We start from the raw sequence: 21,672 nt of genomic DNA on the forward strand, positions 1-21,672 counted from the left end.
CATGACCCTCAAAGAAGCGCTGGGCAAGGTGGTGAGCCGGCGCGACCTGACTCGCGAGGAGATGGCCTCTGTCATGGGCCAGATGCTCGCGGGAGAGGCGTCGCCTGCCCAAGTGGGCGCGCTCGCGGCCGCGCTGCGCATGAAGGGCGAGACCGAGGACGAAATCCTCGGCGCGGCGGAGGCCATGCGGGCCTGCGCGGCGCGCATCTCGCCGACGGCGGAGGTGGTGCTCGACACCTGCGGTACCGGGGGTGATGGGGCGCACACCTTCAACATCTCCACCGCGGTGGCCTTCGTGGCCGCCGGGGCGGGCGTCACCGTGGCGAAGCACGGCAATCGAGCGGTCTCCAGCCGCTGCGGAAGCGCGGACGTGCTGGCCGCGCTCGGCGTGTCCATGGAGCGTCCGCACGCGCACGTGGCGCGGGACATCGACGAGCACGGCGTGGGCTTCCTCTTCGCGCCCTCGCATCACAGTGCCCTCCGGCACGTGGCGCAGGCGCGGAGGGACCTGGGGTTCCACAGCGTCTTCAATCTGCTGGGGCCCCTGACGAACCCGGCGGGCGCGCGGTACCAGTTGCTCGGCACGTTCGACGGCAAGCGCGTGGAGCAGACCGCGCGCGTGCTGGGGCGGCTGGGCAGCCGTCGTGCGTGGGTGGTGCACGGCCACGACGGCCTGGATGAAATCAGCCCCTGCGGCCCCACCGAGGTCGCGGAGCTGCGCGAGGACGGCACCGTGCGCATCTTCACCGTGTCTCCCACGGACGCGGGCCTGGACACGGTGCCCCGCGAGGCCATCGCGGGCGGCGACGCGGAAGAGAACGCGCATCGGCTGAAGGCGCTGCTCGCCGGCGAGCGCAACGGGCTGCGAACGGCGGTGCTCCTCAACGCCGCCGGCGCGCTCGTGGTGGTGGGCCACGCGAACGACCTCACCGAGGGCGTGCGCAAGGCCGAACACGCCATCGACTCGGGCGCTGCCGCGCGCAAGCTCGCGGCGCTCGTCCAGGGCGGTGTGCGGTGAGCGCGCCTCTGACTGGCAGTTCCGCCGAGGGCACGTTGGAGCTGATCATGGCGCGCAAGCGTCGTGAGCTGGCCCAGCGTGCGCCCTTGGCTCCGCGCCCGCGGCTTCCTTCGCGCGACTTCGCCGAGGCACTCCGGAAACGGCGCGCACCCGAGCACCCGGTGAGCGTCATCGCGGAGGTGAAGCGCAAGAGTCCTTCGGGCGGTGCGTTCCCGCACCCCGACGTGGTGGCGGTCGCGCGTGCCTACGAGGCCGCGGGAGCCAGCGCCATCAGCGTGCTGACCGACGGGCCAGACTTCGGCGGCAGCCTGGAAGACCTCGTGGCGGTGCGGGCGGCCGTGGCGCTGCCCGTGCTCCGCAAGGACTTCCTGGTGGCCGCGCGCGAAGTGGAAGAGAGCGCGCTCTGGGGCGCGGATGCGGTGTTGCTCATCGCGGATGCGCTCTCCGACACGGAGCTTCGAGAGATGCTGACTACGGCGCGCGAGGTGCGCGTGGCCGCGCTGGTGGAAGCCCACACCGCGGAACATGCGGAGCGGGCGCTCGCCGCGGGCGCGGTGCTGGTCGGCATCAACAACCGCAACCTCGCCACGCTCAAAACAGACACGGGCACGGCGCTTCGAGTCATGCCCGGGCTGCGAGCCCGAGCCGGAGCGCTGGTGGCCGAGAGCGGTCTGCGCTCGGTAACGGACCTGCGCGCCGCACGCGACGCGGGCGCCGACGCGGTGCTCGTGGGCGAGTCCCTGCTTCGCGATGTGGATCCGGGTCGCGCGCTGCGCCGTCTGCTCGGCCTGGAAGGTGGCTCGGCGTGAGCGTGAAGGTGAAGGTCTGTGGTGTCACCCGGCTCGAGGACGCGCGCGCGACGTGGGCCGCGGGCGCGGACGCACTGGGGCTCAACTTCTATCCTCGCTCACCGCGCTGCGTGGACGTGGCCACGGCCGCGGCGCTCGCGGCCACGCGCCCTCCGCTCGGCGCGGTGGTGGGCGTGTTCGTGAATGCCTCTCCGGAGGACATCCGCCTGCGCGTGCGCGAGTGCGGCCTCACGGCGGTGCAGCTCCACGGCGACGAGCCACCCGAGGCCTGCGGTGGCTTCGGCGTGCCTGTCATCAAGGCGCTCCAGGTGCGCGGTCCCGACGACGTGGCTCGGGCGCGCACGTACGTGGGCGCGGGCGAGGTGGCCGGTCTACTGCTGGACGGCGCCGCACCGGGCTATGGCGGCGGTGGCGTCACCTTCGACTGGTCGCTGGTGGCGCGACTCACGGGCGAAGGGCTGCCGGTGCTGGTCGCGGGCGGACTGAAGCCCTCCAACGTGGCCGAGGCCGTGCGGGCCACGCGGCCTTACGGCGTGGACGTGGCCAGCGGCGTGGAGTCCGCCCCTGGCATCAAGGATCTGGACGCGGTGCGCGCCTTCGTGCGGACCGCCAAGTCCCTCAATCTGTTTGGAGCCATTCCATGAAGTCGGAGACTGTCGCCGGACGCTTCGGGCGTTACGGCGGACGCTATGTCCCGGAGACGTTGGTGCCCGCGCTCCTGGAGCTGGAGGAGGCCTACGCGGCCGCGCGCGCGGACCCGGCGTTCGGCGAAGAAGTGGCGCGCGTGCTGCGCGAGTTCGTGGGACGGCCCACCGTGCTCACCCCCGCGCACCGGCTCACGGAGTCGTGGGGCGGCGCCACCGTGTGGCTCAAGCGCGAGGACCTCGCGCACACGGGCGCGCACAAGATCAACAACACCGTGGGCCAGGTGCTGCTGGCGCGCCGCATGGGCAAGAAGCGCGTCATCGCGGAGACGGGCGCGGGCCAGCACGGCGTGGCCACGGCCACCGCGTGCGCACTGTTCGGCCTGAGCTGCGAGGTGTTCATGGGCGCGCTGGACGTGGAGCGCCAGGCGCTCAACGTCTTCCGCATGCGCGCGCTCGGCGCCGTGGTGCGGCCCGTCGAGTCGGGCTCGCGCACCTTGAAGGACGCGATGAACGAGGCCATGCGCGTCTGGGTGTCGCAGGTGCGTGACACCTACTACGTCATCGGCAGCGCGGCGGGTCCGCACCCCTACCCCACCATCGTGCGCGACTTCCAATCCATCATCGGACGGGAGATTCGCGCGCAGACGCAGGCGGCCATCGGTCGCCTGCCCGACGCCATCATCGCGTGCGTGGGCGGCGGCTCGAACGCCATCGGCGCGCTGCACCCGTTCATCGAGGACGCGAGCGTGCGACTGGTGGGCGTGGAGGCGGCGGGCCATGGCCTCCAGTCCGGCCAGCACGGTGCGTCGCTCACCCTCGGCACCGAGGGCGTGCTGCACGGCTCGCGCTCGCTCGTGCTGCAGGACGAGAACGGCCAGATTCAAGAGGCGCACAGCATCTCCGCCGGTCTGGACTATCCGGGCGTGGGGCCGGAGCTGGCGCATCTGGCCACCACCGGGCGCATGGAGGTGCGCACCGCCACGGATGACGAGGCGCTCGCGGCCTTCTACGAGGTCGCGCGCACCGAGGGCATCCTGCCCGCGCTGGAGACGTCGCACGCGTTCGCGGCGGCGCGAGCGCTCGCGCGAGACATGGGTCGCGGCAAGCACCTGGTCATCAACTGCTCGGGACGCGGCGACAAGGACGTGGCGACCATCTCGGCGCGCGGCGTGCCTGCGGCGGTGGGGGTGAAGGCGTGAGCGGGGAAATCGCGAAGGCATTCGCTCGGGCGAAGTCCCGAGGAGAGGGCGTGCTCGTGGGGTACGCCATGGCGGGCGACCCGAACCTCGAGCGCTCGGTGGAGGTGTTCGCCGCGCTGATAGAGGGCGGCGCGGACATCGTGGAAGTGGGCGTGGCGTTCAGCGATCCCATCGCGGACGGCCCCATCATCCAGGCCGCCTCGGAGCGAGCCCTGCGCGCCGGCGCCACGCTGCGCCGCGTGCTCGACGAGGTGGTGCCCCCGCTGCGCCAGCGGTACCCGGAAACGCCGCTCGTCATCATGACGTACGTCAACGTGGTGCTGGCGATGGGCGAGGCGCGCTACGCGAAGCTGGCGCGTGAGCGCGGCGTGGCAGGCACCATCCTCCCGGACCTGCCGCCCGAGGAGAGCGAGTCCCTGCGGGCGACCTTCGACGCCGAGGGACTGGACCTCATCCCGCTCTGCGCGCCGACGACCTCCGCCACGCGCGCGCAGTCCATCGCGCGAGATGCACGCGGCTTCGTGTACTGCGTGTCCGTGGCAGGCGTGACCGGCATGCGAGCGGAGCTGCCGCCGGACCTCTCGGACCGCCTGGAGCTGGTGCGGCGAGTGTCTCCGGTCCCCGTGGTGGCGGGCTTCGGCATCTCCAATGAGGAGCAGGCCCGGACGCTGGCCTCGCACGCGGATGGCGTCGTGGTGGGCAGCGCGTTGGTGCGCGCGGCCCACGCGGATGGCCCCGCGGCAGCGAAGCGGCTGTGCGCGGACATCAAACGTGGACTGAAGCGCTAAGCGCGCCCCTATCTGTCCAGCGCAGAGCGGAGCACGCGACAGGGCGCACGCGGAGGGGGCGCTCCTGGCACAATCCGCCGCCATGGCCAGGACATCCCCCCCCGTCGTCGTGCTCGTGCGGCACGGCGAGACGGCATGGAGTCGCAGCGGACAGCACACGGGCCGCACGGACATGCCGCTCTTGGACGAGGGGCGGAAGATGGGCGAGTTGCTCGGCGCCCCGCTCCACCGCTGGCGCTTCGCCGCCGTGTGGACCAGTCCACTCAGCCGCGCCGCGGAGACGTGCGCACGCGCGGGCTACGGTGACGTCGCCCGCGCGCGCGAAGACTTGCTGGAGTGGGACTACGGGGCCTACGAAGGCCGCAAGGGCGCGGAGATCCGCGCCGAGCGCCCTGGCTGGACGCTCTGGCTGGATGGCGCGCCCAACGGAGAGAACGCGCAGCGCGTGGGAGAGCGAGCGGATCACGTCATCGCCGATGCGCAGGCCCTCGACGACAACGTCCTCATTTTTTCCCACGGCCACTTCCTGCGCGTGCTCGCCGCCCGGTGGCTGGCGCTCCCGCCCGACGCGGGGCGCCTGTTCCTGCTGAGCACCGGCTCCATCAGCTCACTCAGCGCGGACGGGGAAGGAACCCAGCCCGCGCTGGCCTGTTGGAACGACACCACGCACCTGCGCGAGTGAGCACGGGCGCCGCCCCAGCGATCGCTCACGTAGCTCGAGTGGCAGGTGGAATCCGCGGCCCAAGACTCGGCCGCGGATCCATCACCCAGGCATCGTGACGTCTGGCTTAGAGCGTCCCCTCCAGGAAGTTGCGCACCAGCCGAGGCCCCTCGGGCGTGAGCACGCTCTCGGGATGGAATTGCAGGCCCACCATGGGCCGCGCGCGATGCCGCAGCGCCATGATGAGTCCGTCCTGGCTCCACGCCGTGGCCTCCAGCTCCGCGGGCAGCGACTCCTTCTCGACGATGAGCGAGTGGTAGCGCGCGGCCTGGAAGCCAGGACTCATTCCGGAGAACACCCCCGTGCCGCCATGTTGGATGTGCGCCGCCTTGCCGTGCACGGGCACCGGCGCGCGCACCACCCGCCCACCGAAGGCCGCGCCGATGGACTGGTGCCCCAGACACACACCCAGCACCGGGATGCGCGCGTGGGTGATGGCCGCCACGCTGACGCCCGCCTCGTGCGGCGTGCACGGCCCGGGAGAGATGACCAGGTGCGAGGCGCCCGTCGCCGCGACGCCCGCCACATCCAGGTCATCGTTGCGCACCACCTTCACCTCGGCGCCCAACGTGAAGAGCAGCTGCACGAGGTTGAAGGTGAACGAGTCGTAGTTGTCGATGACGAGAATCACGGGGTGCCTCCCGCGCGCGCCAGCCGCAAGGCCGCGGCCATGGCGCCCGCCTTGGCCTCCGTCTCGTCCGACTCCTTGGAAGGCACCGAGTCCGCCACCACGCCGGCACCCGCGGTCCACATCGTGCGGTCCCCATCCAGGAAGAAGGTCCGCAGCGCGATGGCCACGTCCAGCGTCCCGCAGAAGGACAGGTAGCCCACCGCGCCCGAGTAGGGCCCGCGACGCAGGGGCTCCAGCGCGTCGATGATCTGCATGGCGCGAATCTTCGGCGCGCCGGACACCGTGCCCGCGGGGAACGTGCTGGCCAGCGCGTCGAGCGCGTCGTACTTCGGATCCAACCGCCCGCGCACCTGCGAGACGATGTGCATGACGTGGCTGTAGCGCTCGATGACCATCAGGTCCTCGAGCCGCACGGAGCCCGGCGCGGCCACGCGGCCCACGTCGTTGCGGCCCAGGTCCACGAGCATGATGTGCTCGGCCCGCTCCTTCTCGTCCGCGAGCAGCTCCTTCTCCAGCGCCTGATCCTCGGCCTCGCTCGCGCCACGTCGGCGCGTGCCAGCGATGGGGCGCACCACCACGTCCCCATCGCGCACCTGCACGAGCAGCTCCGGAGACGCGCCCACCAACGCGCGCGCCTCGCCCAGATCCACCAGGAAGAGATACGGAGAGGGATTGACCCGCCGCAGCGCCCGGTAGAGCGCCAGCGGCGGCATGTGCCCGCGTGCCTCGAAGCGGCGCGCCAGCACCACCTGGAAGCAGTCGCCCGCCAGGATGTACTCCTGCGCGCGGCGCACCGCCTCCTCGTAGCCCGCGCGATCCCACGTCACCTCGGGAGGTGCCCCCCCGGACAGCGGCGGCGCGGGAGCGTAGGCCTCGGGAGGCAGCGGCTTGCGCAGCGCATCCGCCATGGCCTGCGCGCGAGCCTCCGCGTCTTGGAGCGCCTGCGCCACGCTGGCGTGGAGCGCGGGACGGGCAATGGCCGTGGCCCGCAGGCGCTGCGTGCGCGTGTCGTGGGTGACGAAGTCCTCGCACACCAGCCATTCCGCGTCGGGAAAGCCGATGTCCGGCGCGTGCCTGTCCGGCACGCTCGGCTCCAACCACGAGATGGTGTTGTAGCCCATGTAGCCCACGAGCCCGCCCAGGAAGGGCGCCTCGCCCGGCAGGGGCGTCACGGCCAGCTCGCGCCACACACTGCGCAGGATCTCCAGGGGCTTGCCCTCGCGCCGCTCCTCGTGCGCGCCTCGCCACAACGTCGCGCCGTCGCGGTCGAGCCGCACGCGGCCCACCGGGTTGACGCCCACGTGGCTGTAGCGCCCGAAGCGCTCGCCGCCGTGGCACGACTCGAGGATGAAGCCGCGCGAGCCTCCGCCCAGCTTCAGGTACGCCGACAGCGGCGTGTCGAGGTCCGCAGGCAGGTCCACCGACACCGGGACCGCCTCGCCCTTCTCCGCGCGCCGGCGATATGCCGCCCTTCGCTCCTGTGCATCCATGATGATCGCTCGAACCCCTCGCTCGACCCGGAGGGGTACCGGGTGCCCGTCACCGCGGGCGCTAAGGCTTGTCTTGGGAAACGGCCCCGTCCGCGCCGGGCCGCACCAGCGAGTAGACCCCTTCGCCGTACTGATACACGTCGCGATTCTTCTCCAACTCCTTCACCGACTTGCCGTCCTCCGAGTCCTCGCTCCGCACCCAGTCCACGAGCACCCGCCGCGTCGCGGGCTGGAAGGTCGCCTTGTAGTTGGAGTGCTCGGGCGCATCGTCGATGCCCACCAGCGACAGGGCCACCTGCCCCTTGCCCAGGACGCCCTTCTTGCGCCCCGGCACCACGTAGCTCACGTAGTTGGTGAGGTACGCGCCGCAGCTGTCCGGATGGGAATCCAGCTGGAGCAGCTCCACGCCCGCCTTCTTGCCCGGGACGAGCCGCGCGACCACCGGCCCGCCCACCGAGGCCACCTCCCCCGTGGAGGGGACGTCCATGTCCACGTTGGTGACACGGCGCGGAGGCTTCAAGCCCGGCTCCAAGATGCGCACGCGCATCTTGAACTCATTGCTCATCACCACCGTGGCCACTTCCTTCTCCCCATCGCCGTCCAGGTCCGCCTCGAACCGATAGGGCGTCAGCGTGTTCCCGAAGAGCCACCCCGTCTGTCGCGCGCCGTCCGCCCCAGCCTGGGGGGACACGACTTCCACCTGGTACCAGGTGTTGACATAGTCGCCGACCTTCACCTGCCCCTCCTGGGCCTTCAGCACCCGGACCGAGGAGCCCAGCGTCAACGTGGTCACCGCCGCGGCGTCCGGGGTCGGCTCGCGCCGGAGGTTGGCCTCGTCCACGCCCACATAGAGAGGCTGCTCGGACGGCGCGAAGCGGGTGAATGCATACGCTTCCAGGGTGCGCTCCGAGGGCTCGACCGGGGCGGAGTACTCGAGCGACGGGTGCGCCTGGCCCAGGGCCAAGGACAGCAGGAGGGTGAGCATGGTCAGGATGAGCGAGGTGAAGGGAATCCTGTTTATCCCCCGTCCCCCTACGCCATCCAAGGGGGGGCCCGGCGCGTCCGACGCGCGGCGAACAGGCAGGGCGGGCCCTGGTGGGCACGCCCACATCCCTCGCTATGGCTGGGGGCGTCCGTGAGCCGGCTGCGCCGCCGCCGCATCCTCGACGTCATCGCCACCGACACCACGTTCGAGCGCGTCCCGCACCGCGGCCTGGAGGTCTGGCAGGGCAAGTGCCTCCACTGCAACGCGCACCTCGTGGTGGGGCTGGATGGCGAGCCCATCAGCCGCGCCACCCTCGAACACATCATCCCGCGCACCGCGGGCGGCACGAACGCGCCGGAGAACCTGGCGCTGGCGTGCGCGCGCTGCAACCAGGGCAAGGGCGTGCGCCATGACCGCCACTACCCCCGCGACGCGCGGGCGCGCGAACTGGTGGAGCGGTTGCTGGCGCGCCGCCAGGAACGGTGGCGCGGCCCGGATGCGGAGGACGACGAACCCGCACCCGACGAGGAGGAGACGCCGTGATTCCTGTACGGGCCTGTAGCAAGACATCGCGTGAGACGTGCGCGTTCCGACGAGAGGCCCGTCCCGTGGGGATGGAGTTCCGTCGAGTTGATCCGTCTCGGAGCCCGCCTCACTGCAAATGCCCCTTCCGCTCGCCAGAAGCCGGATTCATCGCGCGCGTGTCGCGACATTCGGTCCATGCGTCAGGAAGTGGTATCCCCCGTCCGCAACTGCAGAATTGGTTGACACTGTCGTATCGATGGTTGATGGTCCCGCGCCGCGTTGGGTGGGGAGGTGGAGGAGTGGCCCGCCCGCGGCTCACCTAGAGGTTTCGTTGGACGTGACTGCCTTGCCTTCCGAGTGCCAGGAGCCGCCGCCCGCCCGCCCCACCCGGGCCGGGATCGCCGCTCTGCTCTCCGCATCAGGCGGCCTTCACGCTTCCTCCTCCGCTGTCATGTCACTCCCTGAAGTCCTCTTGCCCCTGGTCCTGGTATGAGCGGCCCTCTCTTCCCACGCTGGACGAATACGGTGTCGCGCCTGTCGGCTGCGACGCTCCTCGCCGTGCCCGCCATCGCCATTGGCGGTCTCATGGCTTACGTGCGCTCACCGGCCGTCACCTTCCAGCAGCATCCGGTGGAACAGCCCATCGAGTTCGATCACCGGCACCATGCCGGCGACGAGCAGATTGACTGCCGGTACTGCCACTGGACGGTGGAGAAGGCCCCGTCCGCGGGTATCCCCTCCACCACCGTGTGCATGTCGTGTCACGCGCAGGTGTGGAACAAGAGCCCGTACCTCACCGAGGTCCGCAAGGCGTTCTTCACCGACTCGGCCATTCCCTGGGTCCGCGTCCACAACCTGCCGGACTTCGTCTACTTCAACCACTCCATCCACGTGAACAAGGGCGTGGGTTGCGCCACCTGCCACGGCCGCATCGATCAGATGGCCGCCGTCCAGCAGTTCGCGCCGTTGACGATGAGCTGGTGCCTGGATTGCCACCGCGACCCGAAGCCGAACCTCCGGCCCGCGGAGTTCATCACCAGCATGACCTGGACCCCTCCGGCGGATAAGGCCGAGGCCGCTGAGCTCGGCAACAAGCTGGCGGAAGAGTACGACGTTCACTCGCGCACGAGCTGCTCCACATGCCACCGATGAACACCAAGCCCGACGGTGCTCCTTCGCAGGACACCCCCTCGACGTTCGCGCTCCCGGTCGTCTCGGACCGCACGGGCGCTTCCCCCTCCGCCCACACCCACGGCGATGCCGTGGAGCAGGTGCTCGAGCACGCCGCGAAGCGCAGCGTCCCCGCCGAGGGAGCCTACGGCAAGACGTACTGGCTCGGCCTCGAGGAGAAGCTGGCCACGCCGGAGTTCCTGGAGGAGACCCGCCCGGAGTTCCCCGTGGGCGCGGACCTTCCCCCCACCGGCTTCGTGCGCCGCGAGTTCATGCAGCTGCTCGGCGCGTCGCTGGCCCTGGCCGGCGCGAGCGCGTGCAGCACCCGCCCCTCTGACGAGCGCCTGGTGCCGTACACCAAGACGCCGCCCGAGGTCGTCCCGGGCAACGCGCTCCACTACGCGTCCGGCATGACGTTCGCGGGCCACACCTCCGGCCTGCTCATCACCGCCCGCGAGGGTCGCCCCATCAAGGTCGAGGGCAACCCCCAGCACCCCATCAACCAGGGCGCCGCCGGCACGTTCGAGCAGGCCTTCCTGCTCTCCCTGTATGACCCGCAGCGCGCCCGCGTGCTGCGCCAGGGCAAGGCCCCCCGCGCCCTGCGCGTGCTGGCCGAGGAACTGGCCTCGCTGGCCAGCAAGGCCACGGATGGCGGCGCCCGCGTGCGCTTCCTCACCGAGCCCATCAACTCGCCGCTGCTCGCGGATGTGCGCACGCGCATCCTCAAGAAGCTGCCCAACGCGCGCTTCCACAGCTTCGCGCCCATCTCCCAGGACGCCAACAACGAGGCCACCCGCGCGCTGTTCGGCCAGGCCGTGGCCACGCGCTACGACCTGAGCGGCGCGGACGTCATCCTCGCCCTGGACGCGGACTTCCTGGAGAGCCGCCCCACCAACCTCGCCATGGCCCGCCAGTTCGCGGACCGCCGCGACCCGAAGAACGGCGAGCTCAACCGCCTGTACGTGGCCGAGCCCCGCTTCTCCATCACGGGCGGCATGGCGGACCACCGCGTGCGCGTGAAGTCGCGGGACATCCTCGGTGTCGCCGCCGCCGTGGCCCAGGCCATTGGCGGTCAGGTCTCCGGGCTGGCCGCCGCCGCTGCCACCAAGGCCGGTGAGCTGAACGCGGACCTCGCCCACTGGGTGGAGGCCGTCGCCGCGGACCTCAAGTCCAAGCCGGGCAAGTCGCTGGTGATTGCCGGCGAGCGTCAGCCGGCCGCCGTGCACGCCCTGGCCCACGCCATCAACGTGGCCCTGCGCAACACGGACGCCACGGTCCACTACACCCAGGCCACCACGCCCGAGGCCTCCGGCTTCGGCGAGATCAACGCCCTGGTGGAGGACATCAAGGCCGGCCGCGTGGACACGCTGGTCGTCACCGCCTCCAACCCGCTGTACACGCTGCCCTCCGACTCGGGCCTGGCCGAGGTGCTCAACCCCGCCACCAACCCGAACCGCGAGAAGCTCGGCGTGCTCTACGCCGCGCACTACGAGGACGAGACGTCCGACCACGTGCGCGGCGCCAAGGACTGGTTCATCCCGCTGGCGCACCAGCTGGAGACCTGGAGCGACGGCCGCGCGCTGGACGGCACGGTGGCCATCGCGCAGCCGCTCATCCAGCCGCTCTTCAACGGCGTGCCGGAGGCGGAGTTCTTCGCCCTCTTCCTGGATGAGCCCTACCGCCCCGCGTACCAGATGCTGCGCGACTTCTGGGCGGGCCAGAGCGGCCTGACCGCTGCCGCGGCCACCTTCCAGAGCGACTTCGAGTCGCGCTGGGAGACGTGGGTGTCCGAGGGTGTCGTCGCGGGCACGGCGGCCAACAAGGTCTCCGCCACCGCCAACCTGGACGCGGCCCACGCGCTCATCGCGGCGTACACGCCCCCCGCGTCGGGCAAGGGCGACCTGGAGCTGAACTTCGTCGCGGACTACAAGGTCTTCGACGGCCGCTTCGGCAACAACGCGTGGCTCCAGGAGCTGCCGGACCCCATCACCAAGATTGTCTGGGACAACGCCGCCATCCTGAGCCCCGCCACCGCGAATCGGCTGGGCTTCGAGTCCGGCGACATGGCGGAGCTCTCGTACCAGGGCCGCAAGCTGACCGTCCCGGTGACCATCCTCCCCGGCAACGCGGACGACACCATCGTCGTGGCGCTCGGCTATGGCCGCAACGGCCTGCACGAGGTCGTGGCCAAGGGCATCGGGTTCAACGCCAACGCGCTGCGCTCGGTGAAGGCCCCGTGGTTCGACGGCGGCGCCCAGCTCACCAAGACGCGCGGCAGCTACACGTTCGCGCGCACCCAGTACCACTGGCGCATGGAAGGCCGCCCGCTGGCGCTGGACATGCCGGTGTCGCAGCTCACGCACCCCTCGGAGGAGACGGAGCACATCCTCGAGCGCGTCAAGGGCCCCATCGAGCCCGAGCTGCAGAACATCCTGCCCGGCAAGGACTTCGACTACTCGGGCGGCTACAAGTGGGGCATGGCCATTGACCTGTCGCGCTGCACGGGGTGCAACGCGTGCGTCATCGCCTGCCAGGCCGAGAACAACATCCCCGTGGTCGGCAAGGACCAGGTGGGCCGCGGCCGCGAGATGCACTGGCTGCGAATCGACCGGTACTTCCAGGGCAGCGAGAACGACCCGGCCATGGTCATGCAGCCGGTCGCGTGCGTGCACTGCGAGAAGGCCCCCTGCGAGTACGTGTGCCCGGTGAACGCCACCACGCACTCGGACGAGGGCCTGAACGACATGGTGTACAACCGCTGCGTCGGCACGCGGTACTGCTCCAACAACTGCCCCTACAAGGTCCGCCGCTTCAACTACCTGCACTACACGCAGGGCAAGGCGCCGACCGAGAAGATGCTGATGAACCCGGATGTCACGGTGCGCAACCGCGGCGTCATGGAGAAGTGCACGTACTGCGTGCAGCGCATCGAGCGGGCCCGCATCACGGCGCGCGTCGAGAAGCGCCTCATCCAGGAGAAGGAACTGCAGACGGCTTGCCAGCAGACCTGCCCCACGCAGGCCATCGTCTTCGGCTCCCTCAACGACAAGTCGCAGCGAGTCACCCAGCTGACCGAGGATCCGCGCGCCTACGCGCTGCTCCACGAACTGGGCACCCGCCCCCGTACCTCGCACCTCATCCGCGTGCGTAACCCCAACCCCGCTCTCGCGGTCGCCACTGAGCACTCCCAGGCGCCCGAAGGAGGCCACTGACCGCCATGGCCGAGACTGCTCACGCCGCCGCGCTCGATCCCCTCGAGCCCCGGCGCCTCGTCGCACCGCACCACGACGACAAGTCGCTGAATGAGACGCTGCTGGACCATGTCTGGCGCAAGCCCGGCAAGGGCTGGTTCATGCTCTTCGGCATGACCTCCGCCGCCCTGGGACTGCTCGTCCTGGGCGTCACCTACACCCTGGCGCGCGGCATTGGCGTGTGGGGCAACAACCAGCCGGTGGGCTGGGCGTTCGACATCATCAACTTCGTCTGGTGGGTCGGTATCGGCCACGCCGGAACGCTCATCTCCGCCATCCTCCTGCTCTTCCAGCAGAAGTGGCGCACGAGCATCAACCGCTTCGCCGAGGCGATGACGCTCTTCGCGGTCATGTGCGCGGGTCTGTTCCCGCTCTTGCACACGGGCCGTCCCTGGTTCGCCTTCTGGCTGTTCCCGTACCCCAGCACCCTGGGCGCGTGGCCGCAGTTCCGCTCGCCGCTCGTGTGGGACGTGTTCGCCATCTCCACGTACCTCACGGTGTCCGCGCTGTTCTGGTACGTGGGCCTCATCCCGGACCTGGCCGCCCTGCGTGACTCGTCCAAGGGCAAGCTGCAGCGCATCATCTACGGCGCGTTCAGCCTCGGGTGGCGCGGCTCCGGCCGGCACTGGCACAACTACAAGACGGCGTACCTGCTGCTCGCGGGCCTCTCCACGCCGCTCGTGGTGTCCGTGCACACCATCGTTTCCTTCGACTTCGCCACGTCCCAGATTCCGGGCTGGCACGCGACCATCTTCCCGCCCTACTTCGTGGCTGGCGCCGTGTTCAGCGGCTTCGCGATGGTCATCACGCTCATCGTCCCGGCGCGCAAGTACCTGGGTCTGCGGGACGTCATCACGGACCGCCACCTGGAGAACATGAACAAGGTCATCCTCGCGACCGGCCTGCTCGTGTCCTACGGGTACATGATGGAGCACTTCGTCGCCTGGTACTCCCAGAACGAGTACGAGTTCTGGACGTTCTACGTGAACCGCGCCACGGGCCCCTACGCCGGCGTGTACTGGCTGATGATCACGTGCAACGTCGTCACGCCGAACATCTTCTGGTTCAAGAAGTGCCGCACCAGCATCCCCATCATGTGGGTGGCCTCCATCCTGGTGAACATCGGCATGTGGTGTGAGCGCTTCATCATCATCGTGACATCGCTCAGCCAGGACTTCCTGCCCTCCTCGTGGGACATCTACAAGCCCACCTGGGTGGACTGGAGCATCTACATCGGCACGCTGGGCCTGTTCGGCACCCTGTTCCTGCTGTTCCTCAAGTTCGTCCCCGCCGTCGCGGTGAGCGAAGTGAAGGAGCTGCAGCTGGAGCTGAAGCACGCCGAGCACAACGCCCACTCCCACGGAGCCCACTAGCGTCATGGAAGCCAAGGTCCTCGATTCCTGGGTGCTGGCCGAGTTCGCCACGCCAGACATCCTGGTGGATGCCACCAACCAGATGCGCGAGAAGGGCTACCAGGGCATGGATACCTACTCTCCGTACCCGCTCCATGGCGGCTCGGAGGCGCTGGGTCTGCCCCCGTCGCGCGTCCCCTTCATCGCGTTGGGCGGTGGTCTCACGGGCATGTGCACCGCCCTGGCCATGCAGACGTGGATGAACACCATCGACTATCCGCTCAACATCGGCGGTCGTCCGCTGCTCAGCCTTCCGGCGTGGATTCCCATCACGTTCGAGCTGAGCGTGCTCTTCGCCGCGTTCGGCATCTTCTTCGGTCTGCTCGGCCTCAGCCGCCTGCCGCAGCCCTACCACGTGGCCTTCGAGTCGGAGGCGTTCCGCACCGCCTCCACCCACGGCTACTGGCTGGGCGTGCCGTTCGCGGCCGGGACGGACAGCGCCGAGACCATGAACCAGCTCAAGGCCCTGGGCGCCACCCAGGTGACCATCGTCACGGGAGAGAAGGAATGAGGTGGCTCATCCCCGCCGCGGGACTCGCCGCGCTCACGGGCTGCGAGGTCAGCTCCGAGTTCCTCCAGCGCATGGAGGTCCAGGCGAAGTACGAGAACTACGAGGCGTCCGAGTTCTGGCCGGACGGCCGCTCCATGCGCGTGCCTCCCGCGGGTTCCATCCCGCGTGAGCGCCCGGTGGGCAACCCCGGCATCAGCACCGGCCGCGCCAATGGCCAGCCGGTGGCGACCATCCCCATGTCGGTGGACAAGCCGCTCATCGCCCTGGGTCAGAAGAAGTACAACATCGTCTGCGCGCAGTGCCACGGCGTGCTCGGCGACGGCAACAGCATCGTCGCGGAGAACATGGGCATGCGCCTGCCTCCGTCCCTGCTGGAGCTGGCGAACAAGCCCGCGGGCCACTTCTACACCGCCATCAACGAGGGCTACGGCGTGATGCCGTCCTTCTCGGGCGAGCTGGACACGCGGGAGCGCTGGGCCGTGGTCGCCTACGTGCGAGCGCTCCAGGCCGCCCGCAGCCCCCAGGGCCAGCAGCCCGTCCCTCAGGAGAACCGATGAGTTCCGCGACTTCCACTGCCACTGAGCCCATGGGGCGGTTCGCCGGCAGTTCCAAGATGGGCCTGGCCTTTGGCGTGGGGGCCGTGTGCCTCATCGCCGCGCTGGCGGGCTTCTTCGTCGGTGACGCGAGCGCCGCCGCGCACAGCTACCTCATCGCCTTCGCCTACTGGGTGGGCATCAGCGTGGCCAGCACCATCATGCTGGCCATCTTCCACACCGCGAAGGCCAAGTGGCCCATCGTGCTGCGCCGCACCATGGAGACCATGGGCGCCACGGTGCCCGTGTTCATCGTCCTCTTCGTGGGCGTGGCGCTGGGCCTCAAGCAGCTCTACTCGTGGTGGCCGGAGTCCCCGCTGGCCGCCCACATCGAGGGCATCGAGAAGGTCCACCTGGGCCACAAGCAGCACGGGTACCTGTTCCCGACCTTCTTCTGGGTCCGCCAGGCCATCTACTTCGCGGTGTGGACGCTGGTGTCCTGGCGGCTGCGCTCGTGGAGCATGAAGCAGGATGAGACGGGCGAGCTGGAGCTCACCGTCAAGCAGCGCAAGTTCGCTCCGGGCGCGCTGCCCTTCCTTGCCCTCACCATTACGTTTGCTGCTTTCGACTGGCTGATGAGCCTCACGCCGCTCTGGCAGTCGACCATCTACGGCGCCTATTACTTCGCGGGCAGCTTTCTCGCGGCCTTCTGCCTGCTGACGGTGGTCACCGTCCTGGCGCAGGGCAAGGACCTGTACGGCAGCGTGGTGACCCCGGCGCACTACCACAACCTGGGCAAGCTGATGTTCGCCTTCACGGCGTTCTGGGCCTACATCGGGTTCTCCCAGTTCCTGCTGGTCTGGATCGCCAACCTGCCGGAAGAGGCGCCCTGGTACGGCATCCGCATCTTCGGTGCGTGGCGCCCGCTGTCCATCGCGCTGGTGCTCCTGCACTTCGTGCTGCCCTTCTTCACCCTGCTGTCGCGCAACCTGAAGCTGCAGCCGCGCAAGCTGATGGTCGTCGCCGTCTACCTGCTGCTGATGCACTGGCTGGACCTGTACTGGCTCGTGTGGCCGTCCATGACGGGCAAGGCGGGTCCGTCGTTCCACTGGACGCTGCCGGTCGCGTTCGTGGGCGTGGGCGGAATCGCGGTGGGCTTCGCGCTGATGCTGGCCCGCAACAAGTTCACGCTCCCGGTGAAGGACCCCTACATCACCGAGTCGATGAGGTACGTGCAGCCATGAGCAAGCCAGTCAAGGAGGAGTCGCGCATCATCGTGGGCGCGCATGGCGTGGCGGCTGAGGAAGACCACATCGACATGCCGAAGGTTGTCGGCATCGGCGTGGGCGCCATCGTCATCTTCATCATGGGCGGCGTGTGGGCCTGGCGCATCCAGGTCGCCACCATGAACGAGGCGCAGCCCGACGGTCCTCCCCCGCGTCCCGCGGCGGTGGGCCAGTACGAGGTGGGCATCGTCAACCAGCGCCTGTTCGACCAGGACTGGCACGCGACGGACAAGCTGAGCGGCCAGCACCAGGCGCTGCGCAACGGCTGGGGTGACCAGCCGGGCGTGGCGGTCCACCCGGGCATCGAGCAGGTGTACGACCGCGTCATCGCGGACCAGAAGCGCGCCCCCGAGCCCGCGCCCACCCCTACTCCCGCTCCGGGCGCGCAGACGCCCCCGGCGCCGGCCCCGGCCCCCAAGAAGTAGTCCCCTTCCCCCTCTCACCCGAGCCGTCCTCCGATGCGGTCCCTCTACGTGCACACCACCCCGCGCACCCTGCGTGCCCTGGGGTTCCTCGCGGCGGCGGCGCTGGTGCTGGCCCATGCCACGCCCGCGTCCGCGCTGCCGGGCGGCGGCAAGACGCCGCGCGCCATCGTGGAGGCGGACTCGGACGCACCCCTTCCGGTGCGGGGCGTGGACGTGGAGGAGCACCTGGGGGAGCCCGTCCCCATGGAGACGCGGTTCACGGACGAGCAGGGCCAGGAGGTGCGGCTGGGCGACGTGATGCCGAAGACGCGCCCCACGGTCCTCACGCTGGTGTACTACTCCTGCCCCATGCTCTGTAACCTGGTCATCAACGGGCAGGTCAGCGTCATGCGCGAGCTGGGCCTGGAGCTGGGCAAGGACTACGAGGCGGTGACGCTGAGCATCGACCCGCAGGACACCCCGGAGCTGAGCAGCGAGCGCCGGCGGAAGTACCTGCAGGGCATGGGCAAGCCGGAGACGGCCCCCTGGCGGTTCCTCACCGGCACCGAGGAGAACATCCGCAAGGTCGCCGATGCAGTGGGCTTCAAGTATGTGTATGACGCGAGCACGAAGCAGTACGCCCACCCCGCGGTGGTGATGGTGCTCACGCCGGAGGGGAGCATCTCGCGCTACCTCTACGGCACGACGTTTCCGGCCAAGGACGTGAAGTTCGCGTTGCTGGAGGCGGCCGGCGGAAGGGTGGGAACGAGCTTCGATCGCATCGTCCTGTCCTGCTTCAAGTATGACACCGCCACGCGGCGGTACGGTTTCTACATCTTCGGGTTCATCCGCCTGGGCTCCCTCGCCGTGTTCGGAGCCCTGGCCACGATGCTGATCTATTTCTGGAGGCGCGAGCTGAAGAAAGGCGCGACTACATGAGCGACCTGGCCAACAAACTGTTGTTCCTCCCGGAGCGCGCGTCCACGTTCGCGGACCGGATCGACTTCCTGCACTACTTCGTCGTCGGCACGACGATGGTTGCGTCCGCGGGCGTCGGCCTGGCGGCGCTGTTCATGTTCTTCCGCTACCGCCGGCGGGTAGAGAACCAGGCGACGGAGTACGTCGTCCCGAACCTGAAGACGGAGTTCCTCTTCGTCTCGGTTCCGCTGGTGTTCTTCCTGGCGTGGTTCGCCATCGGGTTCCGGGACTTCACGTGGTTCACCACGCCGCCCAAGGACTCGATGGATGTCTACGTCATGGGCAAGCAGTGGATGTGGAAGTTCTCCTATCCGGAGGGCCCCAACGGCGTGAACGTGCTGCACGTGCCGGCCAACCGCCCGGTGCGCCTGCTCATCACGTCGCGCGACGTCATCCACTCCTTCTTCGTGCCGTCCTTCCGCATCAAGATGGATGCGCTGCCGGGCCGCTACACGCAGGCCTGGTTCGAGGCGACGAAGCCGGGCACGTACCAGGTGCTGTGCACCGAGTACTGCGGCCTGTCGCACTCGAAGATGCTCGCGGAGGTCGTGGTCATGGCCCCCGAGGAGTACGACAACTGGATCAAGGAGCAGCGCCGCGGGCGGCTCCAGGACCGTCAGGACGCGCTCGCGGACAACTCGCTGGTGCCGGGCACCGCGCGCATGGCGGAGCAGGGCCAGAAGCTGGCCGGCACGCAGGGCTGCCTCAAGTGCCACTCCGTGGACGGCTCGCAGCACATCGGCCCCACGTTCCTTGGCATGTATGACCGGCTGGAGCACCTCCAGGACGGCCAGAACATCCGCGTGGACGAGGCCTACATCACCCAGTCCATGATGGACCCGGGCGCGCACATCGTCGCCGGCTACCAGAATGTGATGCCGACCTATCAGGGCAAGCTGCAGGGCCCCGAGTCGGCCGCCATCGTCGAGTACATCAAGTCGCTGCGCACCGCGAACGTTCGCGAGGGCGCCTCCGAGGGACCCGCTTATGACCCCATCCAGTAGCATCGCCGCGCCGGGGGCTGCTCCCGGCCACGAGGCGCACCACGAGCACGGGGACCACCCGAGCTATCTGGTCGACGGCACCACGGTGAAGTCGTGGCTGCTCACCGTGGACCACAAGCGCATCGGCATCATGTACATGTTCTGGGTGCTGCTCTTCTTCCTCGTGGGCGGCATCTTCGCGATGATGATTCGTCTGGAGCTGTTGACTCCAGGTCCGACCATCATGGACGCGATGACGTACAACCGGACGTTCACGCTGCATGGCGTGGTCATGATCTTCTTGTTCATGATCCCCGCCATCCCGGCCATCTTCGGCAACTTCATGCTGCCGCTGATGCTGGGCGCCAAGGACGTGGCCTTCCCCCGGCTGAACCTGCTGTCCCTGTACGTGTACCTGGCGGGCGCGGGCTTCGCGCTCTGGGGCATGCTCAACGGCGGCCTGGACACCGGCTGGACGTTCTACACGCCGTACAGCGCGCACACGACGACGACGGTGGCGCCGGTGCTCTTCGGCGCGTTCATCATCGGGTTCAGCTCCATCCTCACCGGTATGAACTTCATCGTGACGGCGCACACCATGCGCGCGCCGGGCATCACGTGGTTCAAGATGCCGCTGTTCGTGTGGGCGCTCTACGCCACGAGCTGCATCCAGGTGCTCGCCACGCCGGTGATTGGCCTGCTGCTCCTGCTCGTGTCGGCGGAGAACCTGTTCAACCTGGGCATGTTCGACGTGGCCCGCGGCGGTGACCCGGTCCTCTTCCAGCACCTGTTCTGGTTCTACAGCCACCCGGCCGTGTACATCATGGTGCTGCCGGCGTTCGGCGTGATGAGCGAGGTGGTCAGCACCTTCAGCCGCAAGAACATCTTCGGCTACCGCGCGGTGGCGTACTCCAGCGTGGGCATCGCGTTCGTGGGCTTCTTCGCCTGGGGCCACCACATGTTCGTGTCCGGTCAGTCGACCTTCGACGCGGGCATCTTCGGCGCGCTCAGCATGCTGGTGGGTGTGTTCACCGCCATCAAGGTCTTCAACTGGGTGGGCACCGTCTACAAGGGCGCGGTGGAGTTCACCACGCCGTTCGCCTACTTCTGCGGCTTCCTGTTCTTCACCGTGTTCGGTGGCATGACGGGCATCGCGGTGGCGACGGTGTCGCTGGACGTGCCGTGGCACGACACCTACTTCGTCGTGGCGCACTTCCACTTCATCATGGTCGGCGCGACCATCATGGCCTTCCTGGCGGCGCTCCACTACTGGTTCCCCAAGATGTTCGGGAAGACCTACCACGAGGGCTGGGGCCTGGTGTCCGCGGCGCTCATCATCCTGGGCTTCAACGCGACCTTCATCCCCCAATTCCTCCTGGGCAACGCGGGCATGCCGCGCCGGTACTATGAGTACCCGGAGCGGTTCCAGGCCCTGAACGTGGCCTCCACGGCGGGCGCGTCCCTGCTGGCGTTCGGCTTCGTCATCATCGCCCTGTACCTGGTGTGGGCCCTGATTTATGGGAAGCGCGTGGACAACCCGTGGGGCAGCAAGGGCTATGAGTGGCTGACGGCGTCTCCGCCGCCGACCCACAACTTCGTGGGCCCGCAGCCGACGTACCCGGAAGAGCCCCACTTCTACGTGGATCCGAAGAAGGCCGAGGTCTCCGATGCAGTCTAGTCACTCCGCCTCCGCCCAGGGCGGCGCCAAGCTGGCGGCGCACTTCGCGTCGCTGGATGTGCAGAAGCACGCGGCGCGTCTGGGCATGTGGCTGTTCCTTGCCACGGAAATCCTGCTCTTCGCCGGTCTCTTCGCCTGCTACGCGGCCTACCGCTTCCTGTTCCCGGAAGCGTGGGCGGCGAGCAGCCGGAGCCTGGACCTGCTGATGGGCAGCATCAACACCATCGTGCTCATCACCTCCTCGTTCACCGCCGCCATGGCGGTGCACTACGCGAAGGAGGGGAAGAACAAGATGGTGGGGCACATGTTCTTCCTCACGCTGCTGATGGCGGGCGCGTTCCTCGTCATCAAGTACTTCGAGTACAAGCACAAGTTCCACATCGGGACGCTGCCGGGCCGGTACTACTTCTACGACGGCATCCAGGTGCCGGGCGCGCCGATGTTCTTCACGGTGTACTTCGCGTCCACCGCCCTGCACGCCTTCCACGTCATCATCGGCATGACGGTGCTGGCCATCATCATGGTCCGCGCCTACCGCAAGGGTGACTTCGGTCCGAACAACTACACCGCGGTCGAGCTGGGCTCCATGTACTGGCACCTCGTCGACCTGGTGTGGATCTTCCTCTTCCCGATGCTGTACCTCGTTTAAGGGT

Annotated in this window: 21 protein-coding genes; 18 read left to right on the forward strand and 3 right to left on the reverse strand. The window is 69.0% G+C overall.

The window, feature by feature from the left end; genetic code table 11:
• Position 1 precedes the first annotated feature (1 nt).
• From trpD to JGU66_02695, 6 genes are all read left to right on the forward strand, one after another.
• Complete coding sequence (trpD, locus tag JGU66_02670) at positions 2 to 1,018, forward strand: anthranilate phosphoribosyltransferase (protein MBJ6759650.1); 1,017 nt, start codon at positions 2 to 4, stop codon at positions 1,016 to 1,018.
• 47 nt (positions 1,019 to 1,065) lie between these two features.
• Positions 1,066 to 1,827 carry an indole-3-glycerol-phosphate synthase gene (locus JGU66_02675; protein MBJ6759651.1) on the forward strand — a complete coding sequence of 254 codons (762 nt, stop codon included), beginning with the start codon at positions 1,066 to 1,068 and terminating at the stop codon, positions 1,825 to 1,827.
• Positions 1,824 to 2,471, forward strand: coding sequence for a phosphoribosylanthranilate isomerase (locus JGU66_02680; GenBank protein MBJ6759652.1), 648 nt, complete (start codon positions 1,824 to 1,826; stop codon positions 2,469 to 2,471). The genes JGU66_02675 and JGU66_02680 overlap by 4 nt, the downstream gene beginning before the upstream one ends.
• Positions 2,468 to 3,673 carry a tryptophan synthase subunit beta gene (trpB, locus tag JGU66_02685; protein ID MBJ6759653.1) on the forward strand — a complete coding sequence of 402 codons (1,206 nt, stop codon included), beginning with the start codon at positions 2,468 to 2,470 and terminating at the stop codon, positions 3,671 to 3,673. Before JGU66_02680 ends, trpB begins: the two co-directional genes overlap by 4 nt.
• On the forward strand, positions 3,670 to 4,461 hold the full coding sequence (locus JGU66_02690; protein MBJ6759654.1) for a tryptophan synthase subunit alpha: 792 nt from the start codon (positions 3,670 to 3,672) through the stop codon (positions 4,459 to 4,461). The genes trpB and JGU66_02690 overlap by 4 nt, the downstream gene beginning before the upstream one ends.
• Positions 4,462 to 4,543: 82 nt before the next feature.
• The gene (locus tag JGU66_02695; protein MBJ6759655.1) at positions 4,544 to 5,143 is read left to right on the forward strand and encodes a histidine phosphatase family protein; all 600 of its coding nucleotides are present in this window, start codon (positions 4,544 to 4,546) and stop codon (positions 5,141 to 5,143) included.
• A gap of 106 nt (positions 5,144 to 5,249) precedes the next feature.
• Here JGU66_02695 and JGU66_02700 read toward each other — a convergent pair whose 3' ends face one another.
• The 3 genes from JGU66_02700 to JGU66_02710 form a co-directional block, all read right to left on the reverse strand.
• Positions 5,250 to 5,813, reverse strand: a complete 564-nt coding sequence (locus JGU66_02700) for an aminodeoxychorismate/anthranilate synthase component II (GenBank protein ID MBJ6759656.1) — start codon at positions 5,811 to 5,813, stop codon at positions 5,250 to 5,252.
• Positions 5,810 to 7,303, reverse strand: a complete 1,494-nt coding sequence (locus JGU66_02705; GenBank protein ID MBJ6759657.1) for an anthranilate synthase component I family protein — start codon at positions 7,301 to 7,303, stop codon at positions 5,810 to 5,812. The genes JGU66_02700 and JGU66_02705 overlap by 4 nt, the downstream gene beginning before the upstream one ends.
• Positions 7,304 to 7,364: 61 nt before the next feature.
• Positions 7,365 to 8,288 (reverse strand): SH3 domain-containing protein, encoded by a 924-nt coding sequence (locus JGU66_02710; GenBank protein ID MBJ6759658.1) that lies wholly within the window; start codon positions 8,286 to 8,288, stop codon positions 7,365 to 7,367.
• Between the two features lie 150 nt (positions 8,289 to 8,438).
• Between JGU66_02710 and JGU66_02715 the strand changes: the two genes are divergently transcribed.
• The 12 genes from JGU66_02715 (at position 8,439) to JGU66_02770 (ending at position 21,668) form a co-directional block, all read left to right on the forward strand.
• Entirely contained in the window at positions 8,439 to 8,831 is a 393-nt protein-coding gene (locus JGU66_02715) for an HNH endonuclease (protein ID MBJ6759659.1), read from the forward strand.
• Between the two features lie 471 nt (positions 8,832 to 9,302).
• Entirely contained in the window at positions 9,303 to 9,965 is a 663-nt protein-coding gene (locus tag JGU66_02720) for a cytochrome c3 family protein (protein ID MBJ6759660.1), read from the forward strand.
• The gene (locus JGU66_02725; GenBank protein MBJ6759661.1) at positions 9,962 to 13,195 is read left to right on the forward strand and encodes a TAT-variant-translocated molybdopterin oxidoreductase; all 3,234 of its coding nucleotides are present in this window, start codon (positions 9,962 to 9,964) and stop codon (positions 13,193 to 13,195) included. Before JGU66_02720 ends, JGU66_02725 begins: the two co-directional genes overlap by 4 nt.
• 5 nt (positions 13,196 to 13,200) lie before the next feature.
• Positions 13,201 to 14,607, forward strand: a complete 1,407-nt coding sequence (gene nrfD, locus JGU66_02730) for a polysulfide reductase NrfD (GenBank protein MBJ6759662.1) — start codon at positions 13,201 to 13,203, stop codon at positions 14,605 to 14,607.
• Between the two features lie 4 nt (positions 14,608 to 14,611).
• Positions 14,612 to 15,157, forward strand: a complete 546-nt coding sequence (locus tag JGU66_02735; GenBank protein ID MBJ6759663.1) for a DUF3341 domain-containing protein — start codon at positions 14,612 to 14,614, stop codon at positions 15,155 to 15,157.
• A complete protein-coding gene (locus tag JGU66_02740; GenBank protein MBJ6759664.1) occupies positions 15,154 to 15,714 on the forward strand; it encodes a cytochrome c in 561 nt (186 codons plus the stop codon). The genes JGU66_02735 and JGU66_02740 overlap by 4 nt, the downstream gene beginning before the upstream one ends.
• Positions 15,711 to 16,934 carry a hypothetical protein gene (locus tag JGU66_02745; GenBank protein MBJ6759665.1) on the forward strand — a complete coding sequence of 408 codons (1,224 nt, stop codon included), beginning with the start codon at positions 15,711 to 15,713 and terminating at the stop codon, positions 16,932 to 16,934. The genes JGU66_02740 and JGU66_02745 overlap by 4 nt, the downstream gene beginning before the upstream one ends.
• Entirely contained in the window at positions 16,931 to 17,401 is a 471-nt protein-coding gene (locus JGU66_02750; GenBank protein ID MBJ6759666.1) for a hypothetical protein, read from the forward strand. Before JGU66_02745 ends, JGU66_02750 begins: the two co-directional genes overlap by 4 nt.
• Before the next feature lie 33 nt (positions 17,402 to 17,434).
• Positions 17,435 to 18,319 carry an SCO family protein gene (locus JGU66_02755; protein MBJ6759667.1) on the forward strand — a complete coding sequence of 295 codons (885 nt, stop codon included), beginning with the start codon at positions 17,435 to 17,437 and terminating at the stop codon, positions 18,317 to 18,319.
• A complete protein-coding gene (gene coxB / locus JGU66_02760; GenBank protein ID MBJ6759668.1) occupies positions 18,316 to 19,362 on the forward strand; it encodes a cytochrome c oxidase subunit II in 1,047 nt (348 codons plus the stop codon). The genes JGU66_02755 and coxB overlap by 4 nt, the downstream gene beginning before the upstream one ends.
• Entirely contained in the window at positions 19,346 to 21,019 is a 1,674-nt protein-coding gene (locus JGU66_02765) for a cytochrome c oxidase subunit I (GenBank protein MBJ6759669.1), read from the forward strand. The genes coxB and JGU66_02765 overlap by 17 nt, the downstream gene beginning before the upstream one ends.
• Positions 21,009 to 21,668 carry a cytochrome c oxidase subunit 3 family protein gene (locus JGU66_02770; protein MBJ6759670.1) on the forward strand — a complete coding sequence of 220 codons (660 nt, stop codon included), beginning with the start codon at positions 21,009 to 21,011 and terminating at the stop codon, positions 21,666 to 21,668. Before JGU66_02765 ends, JGU66_02770 begins: the two co-directional genes overlap by 11 nt.
• The last annotated feature ends 4 nt before the right edge of the window (positions 21,669 to 21,672 follow it).

The sequence above is a fragment of the Myxococcaceae bacterium JPH2 genome (genome assembly GCA_016458225.1).
GTDB lineage: Bacteria > Myxococcota > Myxococcia > Myxococcales > Myxococcaceae > Citreicoccus.